Here is a 17,821-nt window from a genome sequence, read left to right on the forward strand (position 1 = left end):
ATCGGTGATCTGCAATACTTGCGGCAATCCGGTCACGCCGTTCCAGTTCGTGCACGGCTACGTCGTTGCCTTCGATGACACCCGCGCCGTCGGCCTGACCCTTCCGAAGGCGACGGCCGACGAGATCGCCCACGAGGCGCCGCACTATGCGGTGTTGTCGGCAATTCCGCCCAGCACCCGATCCTTACCTTCGCGCCCTCCGACATGGTAGGCGTGATGATCCGCATGCGGCCGTTCCTCGGCCAGCTCGGCTCCACGCCTTCCAAGGCGCTGCCCGATAGCCACAACGCGGGCGATTTCGGCTCCGCCCTCATCGGTCCACCGCACCCCTATGCGATCACGGCGGAGGAACTTGCCGAGCATCGCACCGACGCGACGGTCACATAGATATCGATGCGGTGCGCCCCGGTTTGATCCTCGTGGTGCCGGTGAAGATCTCCGGTGGTGGTATCTATATTGGCGACATGCACGCCGCCTAGGGTGACGGCGAGATTGCCGGGTACACGATGGACGTGTCCGGCTCTGTCACCATGCAGGTGGAGGTGGTCAAGGGTCGCACGCTGGAAGGCCCGATGCTCTTCCCGCTGGTGGAAGATCTGCCGCCGCTCGCCAAGCCGTTCTCGGCGGAGGAAAAGGCAAAGGCCCGCGGGCTTGCCGCGCGCTGGGGCGTGGGAGAGGTGGAGGAAAGCGCTCCCATCTCCGTCATTGGCACTGGGGCCGATCTGAATGCCGCGACCGACAACGGCCTGAAGCGGGCGGCAAAGCTCCTTGACATGACGGTGGCGGAGGTGATGAACTGCGCCACGATCAGCGGCGCGATCAAGATCGGCCGCGAGCCCGGTGTCATTAAGGTGACCTTCCTCGCCCTCATGTCGAAGCTGGAGGCCGCAGGCCTCGCTACCTTCGCAAAGGAGCAATATGGCGCCTGAGAGTCGAGAAAATCGGCGATGCCGCGGTCTGCGGCACCTTTTGCCCGCCGGAAGGCTCGTGTGCGTCAGGCGTCGCGTGCGCTTTTCAGCAAGCCGATAATACCCGCAATGGTTTCGCCCCTGCGTTCGCGTGACTTCACGATCGTCAGGTCGACATAGGCATTGTCGATCTTCTCGTCGACTGCTATGAGCACGACGATCTTGGTCTTGTCCGGGTTGGGAACGGCATCGATAAGCTCCAGATCGTTGCCTTCGCGCAGGCCGATATCGATGATCACGATATCGAAGGCGCGCTCCTGCAACCTGCGTTTGGCACCGGCCAGTGTCGTCTCGTTGACGAGGTGGACGTCATTTTCAAGACCGGTATGAAGGATCTCCGCGAAATCGTGGTCATCTTTCAGATGGAGGCCGGAGAGGCGCCTGGGCTCGTTGGAGGGCTGGTCGTCGATCCGCTGCGGCTCTGTATCGGCAAGCTGGAATTCGATCCAGCAGGTCGTTTTCCCTTCTTCGCTACGAAAGCCGATGGAGCCTCCCATGCCCTCGATCAGCCTCTTGCTGATGTTGAGCCCCAGTCCGGTGCCGCCCTTCTTGCGGCTTTCTGCCGTGTCGGCCTGACTGAAGGGCGTAAAGATCCGTTCCTGGAATTTCTTCGGAATGCCCGAACCTGAATCGACAACGGAGACGCGCGCGTAGTCTCCGCGCCGTACTCCTTTGACCTCCACGAATTCTCCTTCCCGGGAGAACTTGGCGGCGTTGGAAATCAGGTTGGAAAGCACCTGCTGCAGGCGATCGTAGTCGACCGTCACCGGCAGCGCTTCGGTTGCCGGGACACGGCCTTGAGACGGACCTGACGATCGAGGGCATAGGTCGCGTTCAACTCGATCGCCTTGGCAATCTCTTCGTTCAGATCGACGATGGTGAACTTGAAGTTGACCTTGTTGGCATGCAGCTTCTCGAAATCCAGGATGTCGTTGACCAGAAGTATGAGGCGGGCGGTGTTTTTCTGCGCCATCTGCACCACGCGCAACGCCTTTTCCGGGATCAGCTTCGGCAGCATCTGCTCCACCAGCACCAGCGCGCCGCGTATGGAGGTCAGGGGGGTGCGCAATTCGTGACTGACGGTGGCGACGAATTTCCCCACATCCGTTCGATTTCGCGGCGACTCGATATGTCGCGAATGATGCCGCTGAATTTCGTCTCGCCTTCCAGCGATAATGCGGCGATGCCTATCTCCACCGGCAACGTGTTGCCCTGCTTGGTCCGAGCCTCGGTTTCGCGCAGAGAGCCGGCGACGCCGCTTTCGTGCTGCTTCTCGTATATCTCGATGAAGAGGTCGGAATCCCTGGCGATCTCGTCCGGCAGAAGGCGGCGGATGTTGTTGCCGATGATGTCATCTGCCCGATAGCCGAACATGCGTTCGCAACTCGGGTTGAACTCTTCGACCGTCCCGTCCTCGCCGACGAGGATCAGTCCGTCCAGAACGCTGTCGATGATGACCTTTGCACGCTCCTCGCTGTCGATCCGCGCCTGCGTTCGTCGCTTGAAGGAGATGGCGATGTCGCCGATCTCGTCGTCACGCTCGATCGGGAGGCTTTGCATCAGTTCCGTCCGGTTCGACGTATCCAGCATCTGCGCGAAATAGCTGAGCGGATTCATGAACCGTCTGGCAATGAGGATTGAGATGAGGCTGAAGAAGGCTGTCGTCGCAAAACAGTAGATCAGGACGCGATTTCGTATGGCGTAGGCGATCCCGTTAGAACACCGCGCTTGGCATCTGCAGGGCGAAGCCGATATCCGGATTGCTTTGGGAGACGCCGTCGAAATTGCGGAAGAAGGAAGAAGTAAGCGACCTGATCTCCGGCCTCTACCAGTCCCTCGTGCTCCGACCGTTTCCGGATTTCCTTCACAATGGCGAGAACGGCGGCCTCGGCCGCGTCGTGCGGCACGAATTTCAGGGTATTGAACCGTTCGCCCGGCTTGTGCTCCATATAGTCCCCGGCATTGTTCAACGCGATCGTATGGCTTTGGCGCGGGGTCTGGCGAAAGGCGTTTCGCAGCATCTGCTCGTAATCGGCATTGATGACGAGAAACCCGAACCTTCGACCGGCGCCGTCGTCCACCGGCATCACACCGCGAATGGTGTAGATCTTCCTCGGGTCGACGGTGCCCTTTTCCCGATTGAGCGTGATATCTGACAAGGCCACCAACCCGCCCGGAGTGTTGAGCCCGAGCTTGAAATAGGGTTCCGATGCCTTCTGCTGGAGATCTGGCTCATCCGTGATCAGCAGGCCGCGGTCCGTCCGGTCCACGCGAACGATTTCCCGGCCCTGGTCGTCCGCCCCGATGAACCGGAACTGGAAATATTCCGGCCGACTGCGCAACACCGCCTGAAAAATCATCGCCAGCCGCGCGCGCCAGAGTTCCGTGGTTGAGCTGTCGTTCGGATCTATGCCGGCGTTGTCTTTGGCCCGCATGATGCCCGTGATCGGCGGTGTGTCCATGATCGTCTGAAGATCCCGGACAATATCCAGATGAGCCTGATCGAAGCGTTGCGCCATGAGCCGCGTCTGCGAGGCGATCTTGGCGCTCGCCTGTTCTTCCGTCGAGGTCCGGACCTGATTGTATATGAGGATGCCCAGCAATCCAGTGCTGCAGATGACGCAGAACCCGACAAGAAACATGATGCAGTATTTCAGGGAACCCAGCCGGGGTCTGGCTTCTTGTAGCATGGCCTGTTCTGGGAAAATTTGGAACAATAGTCTTTAAATCGAAAATGTAGAGCAAATCGGCAAATATGGACCGATAGAGAATACGTAGAAAGAAACCTGAATTTAGAAAATCGTGGTATGCCGTGACAATCCGGATTGGAATTCAGTTCCGAAGGCCGTCGTTCGCCAAGTTGTGCCGAGCTTTGGTGTCCGGGCGACGTTCTAGTCCATGTGGATTTTGCCGGATCTCAGCTTCTTCACCGTGCCGCGCTTGGCCTTGGAATCGAGCCTGCGCCTCTTGGAGGCTTTGGTCGGCTTGGTCTTGATCCGGTGGCCTGGCGCTCCGCCACCTTCTGCAACAGCTCCACCAGCCGTTCGATGGCATCATCGCGGTTCTGCTCCTGCGTGCGGAAACGCATGGCCTGGATGACGATGACACCTTCCTTGGTCAGCCGGGAGCCCGCCAGCCGTTCTGCCTTCGCCTTCACTTAATCGGGCAGGGAGGGGGAATGGCGGATGTCGAAGCGCAATTGCACCGCGCTCGATACCTTGTTGACGTTCTGCCCGCCGGGGACCGCGGAGCGGATGAAGACCTCCTCGATCTCGCTCTCGTCGATGGCGATTTTGTCGGTGATCGCGATCATGGTTCAGCCGGTTGGATATGCGCACGCGAAGGTGGGTGAAACGGACGGTTGCGGGCCTTCGGTTCTATTGTTCCTCAACGGCAAGACTGCCATGCCCAAACATCAACGGTGCCTGTAAAGAGCATCGAGAGAACCGGCGAGTCGGAAAGCCCACCGGCGGAATAGCCTATCGGGAGGAAAAATGCCATGACCACGCAGACTACTCTGCATGTGAACGACGTGGAGCCCTCGCGGGACGACGACGTGCTCGACCTGCCAAAGATCGGATCGCGCGCCCGCTACGATCCGCTAATGGCTGTGATCCGCAACCGTGTCACGGCCCGCGCCTTCGATCCCGATTTCACCGTTCCCGAGGAACATTACGACCTGATCCTCGATGCCGCCCGTCATGCGCCGTTGGGCGCCAATTCCCAGCCGTGGCATTTCGTTGTCGTGCGCGATCCCGATACCAAGCGCGCGATCGCCGACTATTTCGTCGACGAGCAGCGCGCCCGGGCAAAGATGAAGATGAAATTCCCGACCCCCGCCTATCGCGGCCTCGCCACCGCGCCGGGGTTCATCGTGGTCGCCTCCGATTTTCGCTGGGTGCAGGCGTTCCCCGTGCTGAAGAACGACGACAGCGATCTCAACCGCATATGTACCGGGAGAACGTGGAGCGCATCCTGAATCGGTGGTCGCCGCCACCATGTCGGCGCATCTGGGCGCCGCCAGCCTCGGCTATGCGGTGTGGTGGGTCACGGCCATCGGTCAGGAAAACGCCCAGAAGGCGATGAAACCGCTGCTCGGCATTTCCGACGAGCTGTCCGTCCTCGACATCTTCGCCTTCGGCCCGCCCGCGCGCCCGCCCTACAAGCTCTGGAAGAAATCTCTCGATGAGATCGTCGACCACGACCGCTTCGACCAGACCCATTTTATGAGCGATGCCGAGCTGGAGGAATGGATTCGCTCAAAGCGTCACAAGGTGATGTTCAAGGACGCCGATCAGGTGGATTGAGGGGAGGGCTGCATCGTCTCAATGGAACAGCGTCGTCAGTCCGTAGATCCCGGCCGACATGACGGCGGCCACCGGCACGGTGATCACCCAGGCGGCGATGATGGTGGTGAAATGGGCGCGGCGCACCAGCTTGCGGCGCTGCAATTCCTCCGGCGGGGCGAGGCTTTCGTCCCAACGGTCGGCGCCGCCCTTGCGCTGCCTGCGCATGTGCTCACGCCGCCGCTTGCTGTGGGCCGTATAGTACTCGCGGAAGAAGCCGACCCCGAAGACCGCCCCCACCGCGATGTGGGTGGAGGAGACAGGCAGGCCGAATGCCGAGGCGAAGATCACCGTCACCGCGGCCGACAGCGCCACGCAATAGGCCCGCATCGGGTTCATCTTGGTGATCTGCTGGCCGACCATGCGAATGAGCCGCGGCCCGTAGAGGAACAGGCCCAGCGAAATCCCGGCCGCGCCGATCAGCATGATCCAGACCGGAATGTTCACCGCGGAGCTGATGTCGCCGAACTCCACCGTATGCACAATGGCGGCAAGCGGGCCCACCGCATTGGCCACGTCATTGGCGCCGTGGGCAAACGAGAGGAGGGCGGCCGAACAGATCAGCGGCAGGTGGAAGAGCTTGCGCAGCGACTGGTTGCGGTTCTCCATGCCCTGCGATTGATAGTAGACCCAGGGTTTGGTGGCGACGAAGGTCAGAGCGAAGACCGCAACGCCCAGAATCGCGATTTCCCAGGCGTTGGGATGCCAGACCTTCTTCAGTCCCTTCACCGATAGATAGCAGGCGAAGGTTGCGGCCATGAAGGCCATCAGGAGCGGCACCCAGCGCCGGGCGGCGGCAATCTTGTCGTCCTGGTAGACGATGTTGATCTTGATCAGCGCCAGAAAGGCGGCCGCGATGACGCCGCTGAGCAGCGGCGAGATCACCCAGCTTGCCGTGATCGCGCCCATGATCGACCAGTCGACGGCGGAAAATCCGGCCGCCGCAATGCCCGCTCCCATGACGCCGCCTACCACCGAATGCGTGGTGGAAACGGGCGCGCCGATCCAGGTGGCGACATGAACCCACAAGGCGGAGGAGAGCAGGGCGGCCATCATCGCCCAGATGAAGGTGTTGTTGTCGGCAATGAGCGCCGGATCGATGATGCCCTTGGAAATGGTGGCGACCACGTCGCCGCCGGCAAGCAGCGCACCCACGGTCTCGAATGTCGCCGCGATGCCCAGTGCGCCGATCAGCGTCAGGGCCCGCGCGCCCACCGCGGGGCCCACATTGTTGGCCACGTCGTTGGCGCCGATGGTCAGGGCCATGTAGCCACCCAGAACCGCTGCAACCACAATGAACAGCGTGGATGACGAGATACCCATCGTCAGCCCGGCATAGAGCCCGGCGAGGACGAGAAACACCAGCGTAAGTCCGGGCGCGGCAAGCCGTGCGGAGAGCGATCGCCCCGCCCGCTCCAGCGTCATGAACTTGTTGAGGTCCTTGTCGAGCGACGACTTCCTGGTCGCCGCCTGTCGCTGTGTGGCCGTGTCTTTCACGGTCATCCTCGTCCGCCCGTTCTCATGCGCCGACCTCGTGTTCGCCGGCTTGTGTTTTTTAACCGACCGTCGTCGGCCGACCTTGTCGGTGGCCCCGGTCATAGGCGGATGACGGTTTTATGACAACGTGTCGAAGTTATGGACGCGCGCAATTCACGCAGGATTCAACCTGTGCTCACGCCGCTTCCTTCATCTCGAGATTGAGAAGAAGCGCGGCAAGCTGCGGTTCCTGGACCAGTTCGGCCGCCTCCTGGGGCGACATCCAGCGCCGTTCACGTTCTTTCTTTTCAGGCCAGCTTTTCAGCTAGTCCTTCACTTTCATCGGAAAGATGCCGACTCGGCACATCACATCGTGACGGTCATCGAGCCGCTTGACGTAGTCGTAATGGCCAATCTCATCGAGCTCGATCTTGCCGCGCACGCCCGCTTCCTCATAAGCCTCCAGCATGGCCAGCTTGTGCGGCACCATACTCTTTTTCGGCCAGCCCTTCGGGATGATCCAGCGCCGCATCTCCCGGCTGGTGACCAGAAGAACCTCAAGCTTGCCCTTGGAATTGCGAAACGGCAGGGTCGCAAATTGCCGTTTCCGCTTCATCGGGGTCGCGGGTTCGAGCGTGGCCGGTCGTATGACGGCAGAGACGACTTTGAGAATAGAGTTCATCGGCGGACTTCGTCTTGCAGCATCGGGAAGCGGCTTTTCGATCTCCGGAAGCTGTCGAACGCGTTCGGAGACGGAAAAACCGCGCGGTATCGGGCTGTCAATATATCGACGGGGGCGCGTGTGTCTATGCGCGGAGTTCTGGATGCCCGAATTATGTGAAAGTAGAATTTGAGTATGACAGAATTTTAGGAATCTGTATTCACACGTAAGGGGGATGCACAGGTCCACGCAAGCAGTGCCGTTGTAGGATGGCGAGACTTTTGCGCTTTTGCCGAAGAAATATTCATTTCTGTACAAATAGAATGGAACTGCCGTCAGGCAAGGTCGGGAATGGAAACCCCGAAGATCTGTGCCAGCAGGATTAGGTTGAGCCCCAGCACGAGCACCATCCCGGCCACGGCAACCGTTTGCGTGGCGTGGGAATTGCGGAATTCGCCCATCAGGTCGCACCGTCCGGTGGCGATGATCAGCGCGATCATCGGGATGGGCAGCACCAGCGACAGGATCACCTGGCTGACGACGAGCGCCTCGGTGGCATTGACGCCGATCCCGACGGCGACGAAGGCGGGCACCATGGTGATCAGCCGGCGCAGCCAGATCGGAATGCGGAACCCGACGAAGCCCTGCATGATCATCTGCCCGGCCATCGTTCCGACGACGGAACTGGAGATGCCCGAGGCGATCAGCGAGATGAGGAAGACGGCCGCAGCCCCGATACCCAGCAGCGGCGTCAGCGTGTGATAGGCGGTTTCGATTGCGGCCACGTCGGAATGGCCTAGATGAAAGGCCGCCGCCATGATCACCATCGCCATGTTGACGAGCCCGGCCACGGCGAGGGCGACGATTACCTCGCGGTTGGAATAGCGGACGAGCGTGCGCTTCTGCTCGGTATTGACGCGGCCCGCGCGGTGCTGGGTCAAGCCGGAATGCAGGAACAGAGCGTGCGGCATCACGGTGGCACCGACAATGCCGACGGCGATCGTCAGCGCGGTAGGGTCCGGGATCTCAAGTCCCACCATGCCGCCTGCCGCGCTCGACCAGTCGACCGGCGCAATGAACAGTTCCAACACGTAGCAGGCGCCGATCAGCGTCACCAGCGATCCGATGATCAGCTCCATGGCGCGAAAGCCAGAGCGCTCGAACAGCAGGATCGCGTAGGTAACGACGGCGGTGGCCGCCATACCCCAGATCAGCGGCATGCCGAGGAGCAGCGCAAGGCCAATGGCTCCGCCCAGGAACTCGGCGAGATCGGTCGCCATCGCCGCCACTTCGCTTGCGATCCACATGAACCAAACGATGGGGCGGGGAAAGCGATCGCGGCAGATTTCCGCCAGGTTCTGCCCGGTTGCGATGCCAAGCTTGGCCGACAGCGCCTGAAATAGCATCGCGATCAGGTTGGCCGCCAGCACAACCCAGAGCAATGCGTAACCGTAATGCGCTCCTGCCTGGATGTTGGTGGCGAAATTGCCCGGATCCATATAGGCGATGGAGGCGATGACGGCGGGGCCGGTAAACAACAGCACCGACCCTCGGGTACGTCCAGCCAGGACCTCGCGGATAGCGGCTGTGGTGCGTTGCGAGAGATCCATCGATTCAGCCTGCGATATGTCGCTCATCGCACGTCCTCGACATATTATCCGGCCGCCTTGGGGGCCTTTTTCTCGGATGCGCGCCCTGTGCGCTTCAAACGTACGTCAGGGCTCGGCGGCCGAAAGGTCGCCGCGCGGGCGTACTTTGCCCGGGAAGGCCGCGTCCCGAAAAAGGCTTCGTCTCCGGATCGTGTGGCCCTTTGAAAAGGCCGGGGAGGCGAGTCCGTGCGGGGCGGAAGGCAAGTTCGTTGTTCGATCGGATCCGCTCCTTGCGGGTTCGGTCCTCGTTCCAACGAAAGTGAATATAGCAATTGCTATATTAGATTGCAAAGCCAAAATTAGAGAGTATGTGCTATTATAAATGACGCAGCGGGGCAGGGCGGTTTTCGAGTTTGTCCCGGGCGTTGCGGCGCTTGCGGGGTCGGAAACGGACGGTGTGAATAACGGTTGCGAGCGGTTCCCCGTGTCATTCGTTTCTGGCGCAATGGTTTTCGGCGCGGTATTTCTTTCAGCGAATCCGGGCGCGCTTGGCGCCGCGAGTGAAACCGCGCAGGATCTTGGGAGGATCGAAAGGACGGGTGTAATGCAGTTTGGCAAGGGCAAGGCGCGCCCAGTCGCGGAGCTTTCCGGCTCGGAACTTATTGACGAAGAGGCGCATCGCGCCGGGTTTTGCAAGGTTCGCGCGGCACGTCGCACTGAACTGGCGGAAGACTATATCGAGCTGATCGACGACCTGATAACCCATCAGGGAGAGGCGCGGCAGGTCGATATCGCAGCCCGTCTCGGCGTCACCCAGCCCACCGTTGCCAAGATGTTGCGCCGCCTTGCGGAAGACGATCTGGTCGAAAATCGGCGCTATCGCGGCGTGTTTCTGACCGAAGCTGGCCGCACCATGGCCGGAGAAACCCGCCGCCGCCATGCCGTCGTGGAACGTTTCCTCCTTGCGCTGGGCGTCAGCCCTGACACCGCCCGTCAAGATGCCGAGGGTATCGAGCATCACGTCTCCGCCGAAACGCTGACCGCCATGCGCTGCTTCACCGACAAGTAGGTGAACCCATTTTCAGGTGGCGCGCTCGCATTCCTGCTCCAGGTAAAATGTTGGGGGTGACAATTGGCGCAAGGCGGCGTCACAACGTGAACGTGCAGCCCCCCGATTGACCCGACGCCGCGTACGGTTACGTTACCCTGTGAGGGTGTGGCCACATCCTGGACAAGTCTGCCGTGTTCACGCGCGTGCAATGAGAAAAATGGGGTATCCGCCTATGGCAGAAGTCACCAAGGAAGCCGTTCTTGACCGGCTTTCCAAGGTAAAGGGGCCGGATCTGGAGGGAGATATCGTCTCTCTCGGTCTGGTCTCCGATATATTCATCTCCGACGGTCGTATCATCTTTTCCATCACGGTTCCCGCCGAACGGGCGGAGGAACTGGAGTCCTTGCGTCAGGCGGCGGAGAGAGTCGTTTCCGATATGCCGGGGGCGGGCAAGGTCATGGTCGCGCTGACGGCGGAGAAGAAACCGGGAAGCCCGTCGCCGCAGCCCGCAAGGCCTGCCCCGCAGCCAGCTCCCCCCAAGGCGGCATCCGCGCCGAGCGGTGCCGCGCCTCAGGAAAAGGCCGAAAAAAAGCCCGGCATCCCGGGCATCAAGGCGATCATTGCGGTCGCCTCGGGCAAGGGCGGCGTCGGCAAGTCCACCACCGCGATCAATCTGGCGCTGGCGCTGAAGATCAACGGCCTGAAGGTCGGCGTGCTCGATGCCGATATCTACGGCCCCTCCATGCCGCACCTTCTCCATGTCTCCGGCCGTCCCGAACCAGTCGAGGGCCGCATTCTTAAGCCACTTGAAGGCTACGGGATGAAGGTGATGTCGATCGGCTTCCTCGTGGAAGAGGATACCCCGATGATCTGGCGTGGGCCGATGGTCATGTCCGCGCTGACCCAGATGCTGCGTGAGGTCGCCTGGGGCGAGCTTGACGTGCTGGTGGTCGACATGCCGCCGGGAACGGGCGATGCGCAGCTCACCATGGCCCAGCAGGTGCCACTGGCCGGTGCGGTCATCGTGTCGACGCCGCAGGATCTGGCGCTGATCGATGCGCGCAAGGGCCTCAACATGTTCCGCCGCGTGGACGTGCCGGTGCTCGGCATCGTGGAGAACATGAGCTATTTCCTCTGCCCCCATTGCGGCGAGCGGTCCGACATTTTCGGCCACGGCGGCGCGAAGGCGGAAGCCGAAAAGCTCGGCGTTTCCTTCCTCGGCGAAATCCCGCTGCACATGGATATTCGCGAGAAGTCGGATGCCGGTACGCCGGTCGTCGTCTCTGATCCCGACAGCCTTCATTCGCAGCTTTATCGCAACGTGGCCTCCAAGGTCTGGGCCGAGGTGGAGCGCAACCGCGCCGATACCGAGCAGGCGGCCCCGGCAATCGTGTTCGAATAACACCGTTGCCATCGACGGATTGAACGGGGCGCGGGTCTCCCGGTCCGCGCGCTTTTTCGTGTCCGAATCGCCCTGAGGGCATTGTCCGGGGTTCGCGGTTTTCCGAATTTTTTCCTTGGTAAATTTCGTGCGCGGCAGGGCGCATGGCGGTGCGGGGGCTTCACGTCCTGCAGAGCGTGTCGTTTTCCTCTTTTCCCTCCCCGGAAACGACTTTCCGTGTCACGAAATTTAGCCTCGAACATACCTCGTAATTTCTCTTAAGTAGCTATATTAAATATTTTTTTCAGTTTCTCCGGTATAGCTCTCGCGCCTAAAATTCGGGTCGGGAGAAACGAACATGACAGCCAATGCCGTGCGTACGCGTCCAGATGCGACAGCTCTTGCCGTGAGCGAGGAGGATCTGCTGCGGGCGCGCTTCTACGAGCTCATGGCGCACCTGCTGGCAACGCCTCCCGATGCGAACATGCTCGCCGATCTCGTCCGGTTGGAGGGCGACGACAGCGAACTGGGCCTGCCTCTCGGAGAACTGGCCGTGGCGGCGGCCCATGCCGTGCCGCAGGATGTCTCCTCCGAATTCCATGATCTCTTCATCGGCCTGGGGCGCGGCGAGCTGCTGCCCTACGCCTCCTACTATCTGGCCGGCTTTTTGAACGAGAAGCCGCTGGCCCGTCTGCGGGCCCGGATGCGCGCGCTCGGTATCGAACGCGACCCGACCGTCAGCGAGCGGGAGGATCATATGGCCGCGATCCTCGACATGATGGCCGGACTGATCGTCGGCCGGTTTGGACCTCCAGCCGATCTCGTCGCCCAGAAGGACTTCTTCGAGGCGCATCTGGGCGATTGGGGGCCTTACTTTTTCCGCGATCTCGAAAAGGCGGAGACGGCCCGTCTCTACCGCCCGTTCGGCAGGCTCGGGCGCGTGTTCCTAGGCGTCGAGGTCGCGGTTTTCGCAATGATCGAGCAGCATGAAAGCGGGCGGTGAGCCGCCCGAATTCAGTGAGCAGGAGGACGTGATGTCCCGACAGGAAGATGGATCCGGCAAGCGGAACAAGGGGGCGGCGGCGACCGATCGGCGAGCTTCCTGAAGCTGGCGAGCCTCGGCACGCTGGCGGGCGGTGCTGCCGCCATCACCGGCACCGAGGCTTCGGCTGAAGAAGCGGTGGAGGAGGGGCGTTCCCGGCGGATACCGGCTGACCGAACATGTGCGCCGCGCCTACGAGACCGCGCGCTTTCGAGGCTTGTCGCAACAGGCGTTCCGCCTGCGGTCCGCGCGCCATTCGCGCCTGACCGGGATTGCGACGGAATTTGAGGGAGAACGAGCGATGCTCAGGAAAAAGACGAACGGCACGGCCTACCGCGCGCCCCTTTCATCGGTGCTGCGCGAGGTGGCAGGCTCCGCCATCGATCGGCGCAGCTTTCTCAAGCGCTCCGGCTTGACGATCGGCGGCATCGCCGCGTTCTCCGGCCTGTCCAGCGGCATGGTGAGGAAGGCGAGTGCCGCGGAAAACGCCAAGACGTCGACGAGCGACGTCGTCATCCGCAAGTCCGTCTGTACCCACTGCTCGGTCGGCTGCACCGTTCTGGTGGAAGTGCAGGACGGCGTCTGGATCGGACTGGAGCCTGGCTTCGACAGTCCCTTCAATCTCGGCTCGCACTGCGCCAAAGGCGCCTCGGTGCGCGAGCATGCGCACGGCGAGCGGCGGCTGAAATAGACGACCAAGCTCGTCAACGGCAAATGGGAGCGCGTCTCCTGGGAGCAGGCGATCAACGAGGTCGGCGACAAGCTTCTGGAAATTCGCGAGAAATCCGGCCCCGACAGCGTCTACGGGCTGGGGTCGGCCAAGCACAAAAACGAACAGGCCTATCTCGTCCGCAAGTTCGCTGCCTTCTGGGGAACCAACAACGTGGACCATCAGGCCCGTATCTGCCATTCAACCACGATCGCCGGTGTCGCCAACACCTGGGGCTATGGCGCGATGACGAATTCCTACAATGACATCCACAAGTCGCGCGCCATCTTCCTCATTGGCGGCAACCCGGTCGAGGCCCATCCCGTTTCCCTAATGCACCTTCTGAAGTGCAAGGAACAGAACAACGCCCCATTGATCGTCTGCGACCCGCGCTTCACACGCACGGCTGCGCACGCCACCGAATATGTCCGCTTCCGCCCCGGCTCCGACGTTGCGCTGGTCTGGGGCATTCTCTGGCACATTTTCGAAAACGGCTGGGAAGACAAGGACTTCATCCGTCGGCGTGTGTGGGGCATGGACGAGGTGAAGCAGGAAATCGCCAAGTGGACGCCGGAAGAGACCGAGCGTGTCAACGGCGTTCCCGGCTCCCAGCTCCGGCGCGTCGCCCATACGCTTGCCAACAACCGGTCCGGCACCGTGATTTGGTGCATGGGCGGCACCCAGCACACTAACGGCAACAACAACATTCGCGCCTACTGCATCTTGCAGCTGGCGCTGGGCAACATGGGGCAGGCGGGCGGTGGCACCAACATCTTCCGTGGCCACGACGACGTGCAGGGCGCGACCGATCTGGGCGTCCTGGTCGATACGTTGCCCAGCTATTATGGACTGTCGGATGGCGCCTGGAAGCACTGGGCGCGGGTCTGGGACGTCGACTACGACTATCTCTATGGCCGCTTTTTTGCCAAGATTGGCGAGAAGGATGCCGACGGCAAGGGAACCTCCATGATCAACGAGAAGGGCATGCCGGTTTTGCGCTGGTTCGACGGCGTGCTGGAAGCGAAGGAGGATCTGGAGCAGCCCGACACCGTCAACGGCATGGTCTTCTGGGGGCATGCGCCCAATTCCTAGATGCGCCTTCCAGACATGAAGAAGGCGATGGAAAAGCTCGACATCATGGTGGTGATCGATCCGCATCCGTCGTTCTGTCGGACCGGACCGACGGCGTCTACCTGCTTCCCGCCTCCACCCAGTTCGAAACCCACGGCTCGGTGACGGCGCCGAACCGCTCGCTGCAATGGCGACGAGCCGCTGATCGAGGACGTGACCCGCGAATTCAACCGCGGCATGTGGACCATCGGCTATACCGGCCAGTCGCCGGAGCGGCTGAAGCTGCACATGGAAAACCAGTACACCTTCGACCGCACGACGTTGCGGGCCAACGGCGGACCGTGCGATGGCGATTTCTACGGTCTGCCGTGGCCGTCCTGGGGTACGGCGGAGATGGGTCATCCCGGCACGGCCAATCTCTACGATACCTCCATGCCAGTAACCGAAGGCGGCCTGTGCTTCCGCGCCCGTTTCGGCGTGGAGCGCAGCGGCGACAATCTGCTGGCCGAGGATTCCTGGCCGGTCGGCTCGGAGATCGAGGACGGCTATCCCGAATTCACCATGTCCATGCTGACCAAGCTCGGCTGGGATACGGATCTGACGCCTTATGAGCGCGGCATCATCGAATGGGTTGCCAGTCTGCGGGACGTCCGTCCGGATGACGGCGCCACGTCCCAGGCGCTCGAGCGTGCTGCCGACTACAACGATCGTGTCGGCGGAGTGAACTGGAAGACGGATCTGTCCGGCGGTATTCAGCGCGTTGCGATCAAGCACGGCTGCGCGCCCTTCGGCAACGCCAAGGCGCGTGCGGTGGTGTGGACCTTCCCCGATCCGGTGCCGCTCCACCGCGAGCCACTCTACACCGTGCGCCGCGACCTTCTCGACAAGTACGCGACCTACGACGACAAGACCTTCTGGCGCGTGCCGACGCTCTACAAGTCCATTCAGGAGAAGGACTATTCCAAGAACTTCCCGATCATCCTGACTTCGGGCCGTCTGGTGGAATACGAGGGCGGTGGCGACGAGACCCGCTCTAACCCCTGGCTGGCGGAACTGCAGCAGAACATGTTCTGCGAGATCAATCCGCATGACGCCCACAATCTCGGCATCCGCGACGGCGAGATGATCTGGGTGCACGGGCCGGAGGGCGGCAAGGTCATGGCCATGCTGACGGAACGCGTCGGCCGAGGCGTCGCCTTCATGCCGTTCCACTTCGGCGGCTGGTACTAGGGCAAGGACCTCAGATCCAAATATCCGACCGGCGCCGATCCGTATGTCCTGGGCGAGTCCACCAACACAGCCCAGACCTACGGCTACGACTCCGTCACCCAGATGCAGGAAACCAAGGCCACGCTCTGCCGTATCGAGCGCGCCTGAGGAGGAGCGAACCCATGGCACGGATGAAATTCCTGTATGACGCCGAACGCTGCATCGAGTGCAATACCTGCGTCACCGCCTGCAAGAACGAGAACGAGGTCCCCTGGGGCATTAACCGCCGCCGCGTGGTGACGATTCAGGACGGTCAGCCGGGCGAGCGGTCGATCTCTGTCGCCTGCATGCACTGTTCGGATGCGTCCTGCATGGCGGTCTATCCGGTCGTCTGCTTTTATCACACCGAGGAAGGCGTGGTGCTGCACTCCAAGGATCTGTGCATCGGCTGCGGCTACTGCTTCTACGCCTGTCTCTTCGGCATGCCGCAATATCCCAGAGCCGGAAACTTCGGTTCGCGCGGCAAGATGGACAAGTGCACCTTCTGCGGTGGCGGGCTGGAAGAAGACAATTCGGCCGCCGAATTCCAGAAATACGGCTGCAACTGGTTGGCGGATGGAAAGCTGCCGCTGTGCGCGCAGATGTGTTCCACGAGGGCGCTTTTGGCCGGCGACGGCGACGTGGTGTCGGCAATATACCGCGAGCGCGTGGTCACCCGCGGCTTCGGATCGGGCGCCTAGGGCTGGGGCACCGCCTACGAGAAGAAGGCGGGGCCGCTCTGAGACGGAGCCGAGTGAAGCCACGACAATCGAGAGGTGAGACGGTGCCGCCTGCTTTGACGACTGTCTTGAAGATAGCGGCGCTCGCGGCGATGGCTGCCGGGCTCGCCTCCTGTCGCGACCATGAACAGGGCCGTCCGCTCCACTACGAGCAGGGCACCTACGGCGGCAAGGCGGACACGCCGCTTACCGAGGAACAGCAGCGCGCGCTGAGATTGCGCGGACGCATGCAGGGTATGTGAACGCCAGTCGCCGCGCGCGGACGCGATCGTGGAGATCGGGAGGGGTACGGTTGATCCATCGGATTTGGAATGCATACCGCCGCATCGGCGCGAAGTCCGGATCGGGCAGGGCTGAGGGCTCCGGCCGGGCGCTGAAGCACCTCGCCGCGCTTTGCGTCGTGGTGCTGCTGGCCGGGTTCGTCGGTGCTGTATTCGCGGTCGATCCTGTCGCCGGCCAGAGTTCCATCCGTCCTCCGGTATCGGCAACCTTGCCCAGTTATCCTGGCTCTCCGAGTTCGATCGAGACCCATCCCGACCTGCGCCGGAACCCGACGCAGGGCCATGTGCCGGGCGGGGTTCTGGGCACGTCTTCGGATGCGGATCTGTGGCGGAAGATGCGCAGCGGCGTGTCGGGAACGGTCTCCATTCCGGACAAGAAGGCGGTGATCGTGATCCAGTCCGAGGGCGACAACTGGCGCGCCTTCAGGAACGGCCCGCTATCGACCTACGGCGCCTGAGCGATCTTCGGCACGTTGATCCTGCTGGTGGCGTTCTATGTCTTGCGCGGCCGCGTCATGATCGAGAAGGGCCCCGCTGGCGTCACGACCACCCGCTTCACCTGGATCGAACGCTCCGGCCATTGGCTGATCGCCGTTTCCTTCGTCATGCTCGGCACTACCGGCCTCAACATACTGTACGGGCGCTACGTGCTGAAACCGCTGATCGGCGCCGATGCCTTCGCCGCGATGACTTATTACGGCAAGTACCTGGACCATTTCCTGTTCTTCGCCTTCATGGCGGGGCTCGTCATGATCTTCGTGATGTGGGTCTCCCACAACATTCCGAGCCGCATCGACATCGCCTGGATCATGAAGGCGGGCGCGCTGTTTTCGAAGAACGTTCATTCGGACTCGCGCAAGTTCAACGCGGGCCAGAAGATCGTTTTCTGGGCCGTGATTGCGGGCGGGATCTCGGTCTCGGTGTCCGGCTGGTCGCTGCTGTTTCTCTTCACGATCCATTTCTTTTCCGGCACCTTCGAGATCGTGAACGCCGTTCTCGGCACGCAATTGCCGACCGATCTCGCCCCCATCCACGAACAGCAGCTCGCGCAAGGCTGGCACGCCATCATGGCACTGGGGCTGACTTGCATGGTGCTGACCCATATCTATATCGGCTCAGTCGGCATGGAGGGTGCGTTCGATGCCATGGGCTCCGGCGAGGTCGACCTGAACTGGGCCAAGGAGCATCACAATCTGTGGGTGGAAGAGGTTCAGGCGCGCGAGGTGGAAAGCGGCGCGGGCCAACCCACCGAATGATG

General features: G+C 61.8%; 18 protein-coding genes and 3 pseudogenes. 13 read left to right on the forward strand and 8 right to left on the reverse strand.

Features of this window, described 5'->3' with window-relative positions; genetic code table 11:
• The first annotated feature begins 4 nt into the window (after window positions 1–4).
• The 3 genes and pseudogenes from QNJ43_RS11810 to QNJ43_RS11815 all read left to right on the forward strand — a co-directional run bounded on the left by QNJ43_RS11810 (window position 5) and on the right by QNJ43_RS11815 (window position 929).
• On the forward strand, window positions 5–211 hold the full coding sequence (locus tag QNJ43_RS11810; protein ID WP_300470203.1) for a hypothetical protein: 207 nt from the start codon (window positions 5–7) through the stop codon (window positions 209–211).
• The gene (locus QNJ43_RS27095) at window positions 205–387 is read left to right on the forward strand and encodes a hypothetical protein (protein ID WP_346432947.1); all 183 of its coding nucleotides are present in this window, start codon (window positions 205–207) and stop codon (window positions 385–387) included. The genes QNJ43_RS11810 and QNJ43_RS27095 overlap by 7 nt, the downstream gene beginning before the upstream one ends.
• Window positions 388–422: 35 nt before the next feature.
• Window positions 423–929 (forward strand): annotated as a pseudogene (locus QNJ43_RS11815) (acetamidase/formamidase family protein).
• 65 nt (window positions 930–994) lie between these two features.
• On the opposite strand, the gene QNJ43_RS11820 reads toward QNJ43_RS11815, so the two are convergent.
• The 5 genes and pseudogenes from QNJ43_RS11820 to arfB form a co-directional block, all read right to left on the reverse strand.
• On the reverse strand, window positions 995–1,735 hold the full coding sequence (locus tag QNJ43_RS11820; RefSeq protein ID WP_300470205.1) for an ATP-binding protein: 741 nt from the start codon (window positions 1,733–1,735) through the stop codon (window positions 995–997).
• Window positions 1,732–2,037 carry a histidine kinase dimerization/phospho-acceptor domain-containing protein gene (locus QNJ43_RS11825; RefSeq protein WP_300470207.1) on the reverse strand — a complete coding sequence of 102 codons (306 nt, stop codon included), beginning with the start codon at window positions 2,035–2,037 and terminating at the stop codon, window positions 1,732–1,734. The genes QNJ43_RS11820 and QNJ43_RS11825 overlap by 4 nt, the downstream gene beginning before the upstream one ends.
• Window positions 2,022–2,585, reverse strand: coding sequence for a PAS domain S-box protein (locus QNJ43_RS11830; RefSeq protein WP_300470209.1), 564 nt, complete (start codon window positions 2,583–2,585; stop codon window positions 2,022–2,024). Before QNJ43_RS11830 ends, QNJ43_RS11825 begins: the two co-directional genes overlap by 16 nt.
• Before the next feature lie 62 nt (window positions 2,586–2,647).
• Window positions 2,648–3,610 carry a hypothetical protein gene (locus QNJ43_RS11835; RefSeq protein ID WP_300470212.1) on the reverse strand — a complete coding sequence of 321 codons (963 nt, stop codon included), beginning with the start codon at window positions 3,608–3,610 and terminating at the stop codon, window positions 2,648–2,650.
• A 249-nt stretch (window positions 3,611–3,859) separates the two neighbouring features.
• Window positions 3,860–4,281: pseudogene (arfB, locus tag QNJ43_RS11840) on the reverse strand (alternative ribosome rescue aminoacyl-tRNA hydrolase ArfB).
• Between the two features lie 186 nt (window positions 4,282–4,467).
• On the opposite strand from arfB, the gene QNJ43_RS11845 reads away from it, so the two are divergent.
• Window positions 4,468–4,947 carry a nitroreductase family protein gene (locus QNJ43_RS11845; protein ID WP_300470214.1) on the forward strand — a complete coding sequence of 160 codons (480 nt, stop codon included), beginning with the start codon at window positions 4,468–4,470 and terminating at the stop codon, window positions 4,945–4,947.
• A 19-nt stretch (window positions 4,948–4,966) separates the two neighbouring features.
• A complete protein-coding gene (locus QNJ43_RS11850) occupies window positions 4,967–5,275 on the forward strand; it encodes a hypothetical protein (RefSeq protein ID WP_300470218.1) in 309 nt (102 codons plus the stop codon).
• Between the two features lie 18 nt (window positions 5,276–5,293).
• On the opposite strand, the gene QNJ43_RS11855 is transcribed toward QNJ43_RS11850, so the two are convergent.
• From QNJ43_RS11855 to QNJ43_RS11865, 3 genes are all read right to left on the reverse strand, one after another.
• Window positions 5,294–6,739 carry an anion permease gene (locus tag QNJ43_RS11855; protein ID WP_300470350.1) on the reverse strand — a complete coding sequence of 482 codons (1,446 nt, stop codon included), beginning with the start codon at window positions 6,737–6,739 and terminating at the stop codon, window positions 5,294–5,296.
• Between the two features lie 376 nt (window positions 6,740–7,115).
• Window positions 7,116–7,472 carry an NUDIX hydrolase gene (locus tag QNJ43_RS11860; RefSeq protein WP_346432948.1) on the reverse strand — a complete coding sequence of 119 codons (357 nt, stop codon included), beginning with the start codon at window positions 7,470–7,472 and terminating at the stop codon, window positions 7,116–7,118.
• Window positions 7,473–7,786: 314 nt separating this feature from the next.
• On the reverse strand, window positions 7,787–9,088 hold the full coding sequence (locus QNJ43_RS11865) for an Nramp family divalent metal transporter (protein WP_300470220.1): 1,302 nt from the start codon (window positions 9,086–9,088) through the stop codon (window positions 7,787–7,789).
• Between the two features lie 556 nt (window positions 9,089–9,644).
• Between QNJ43_RS11865 and mntR the strand changes: the two genes are divergently transcribed.
• The 8 genes and pseudogenes from mntR to QNJ43_RS11905 all read left to right on the forward strand — a co-directional run bounded on the left by mntR (window position 9,645) and on the right by QNJ43_RS11905 (window position 17,819).
• Entirely contained in the window at window positions 9,645–10,109 is a 465-nt protein-coding gene (gene mntR, locus QNJ43_RS11870; protein WP_300470222.1) for a manganese-binding transcriptional regulator MntR, read from the forward strand.
• Window positions 10,110–10,323: 214 nt separating this feature from the next.
• Window positions 10,324–11,493 carry an iron-sulfur cluster carrier protein ApbC gene (gene apbC / locus QNJ43_RS11875; RefSeq protein ID WP_300470224.1) on the forward strand — a complete coding sequence of 390 codons (1,170 nt, stop codon included), beginning with the start codon at window positions 10,324–10,326 and terminating at the stop codon, window positions 11,491–11,493.
• Window positions 11,494–11,830: 337 nt separating this feature from the next.
• On the forward strand, window positions 11,831–12,475 hold the full coding sequence (locus QNJ43_RS11880; protein WP_300470226.1) for a molecular chaperone TorD family protein: 645 nt from the start codon (window positions 11,831–11,833) through the stop codon (window positions 12,473–12,475).
• Window positions 12,476–12,815: 340 nt separating this feature from the next.
• A pseudogene (locus QNJ43_RS11885) lies at window positions 12,816–15,671 on the forward strand (formate dehydrogenase subunit alpha).
• A 14-nt stretch (window positions 15,672–15,685) separates the two neighbouring features.
• The gene (gene fdh3B, locus QNJ43_RS11890) at window positions 15,686–16,243 is read left to right on the forward strand and encodes a formate dehydrogenase FDH3 subunit beta (RefSeq protein WP_300470228.1); all 558 of its coding nucleotides are present in this window, start codon (window positions 15,686–15,688) and stop codon (window positions 16,241–16,243) included.
• Window positions 16,244–16,326: 83 nt separating this feature from the next.
• Window positions 16,327–16,524, forward strand: coding sequence for a hypothetical protein (locus tag QNJ43_RS11895; RefSeq protein ID WP_300470230.1), 198 nt, complete (start codon window positions 16,327–16,329; stop codon window positions 16,522–16,524).
• A 50-nt stretch (window positions 16,525–16,574) separates the two neighbouring features.
• Entirely contained in the window at window positions 16,575–17,021 is a 447-nt protein-coding gene (locus tag QNJ43_RS11900; RefSeq protein ID WP_300470231.1) for a hypothetical protein, read from the forward strand.
• 27 nt (window positions 17,022–17,048) lie between these two features.
• Window positions 17,049–17,819, forward strand: a complete 771-nt coding sequence (locus QNJ43_RS11905) for a formate dehydrogenase subunit gamma (protein ID WP_300470233.1) — start codon at window positions 17,049–17,051, stop codon at window positions 17,817–17,819.
• Window positions 17,820–17,821 lie beyond the last annotated feature (2 nt).

This window comes from Breoghania sp. (assembly GCF_030066895.1).
Classification (GTDB): domain Bacteria; phylum Pseudomonadota; class Alphaproteobacteria; order Rhizobiales; family Stappiaceae; genus Breoghania.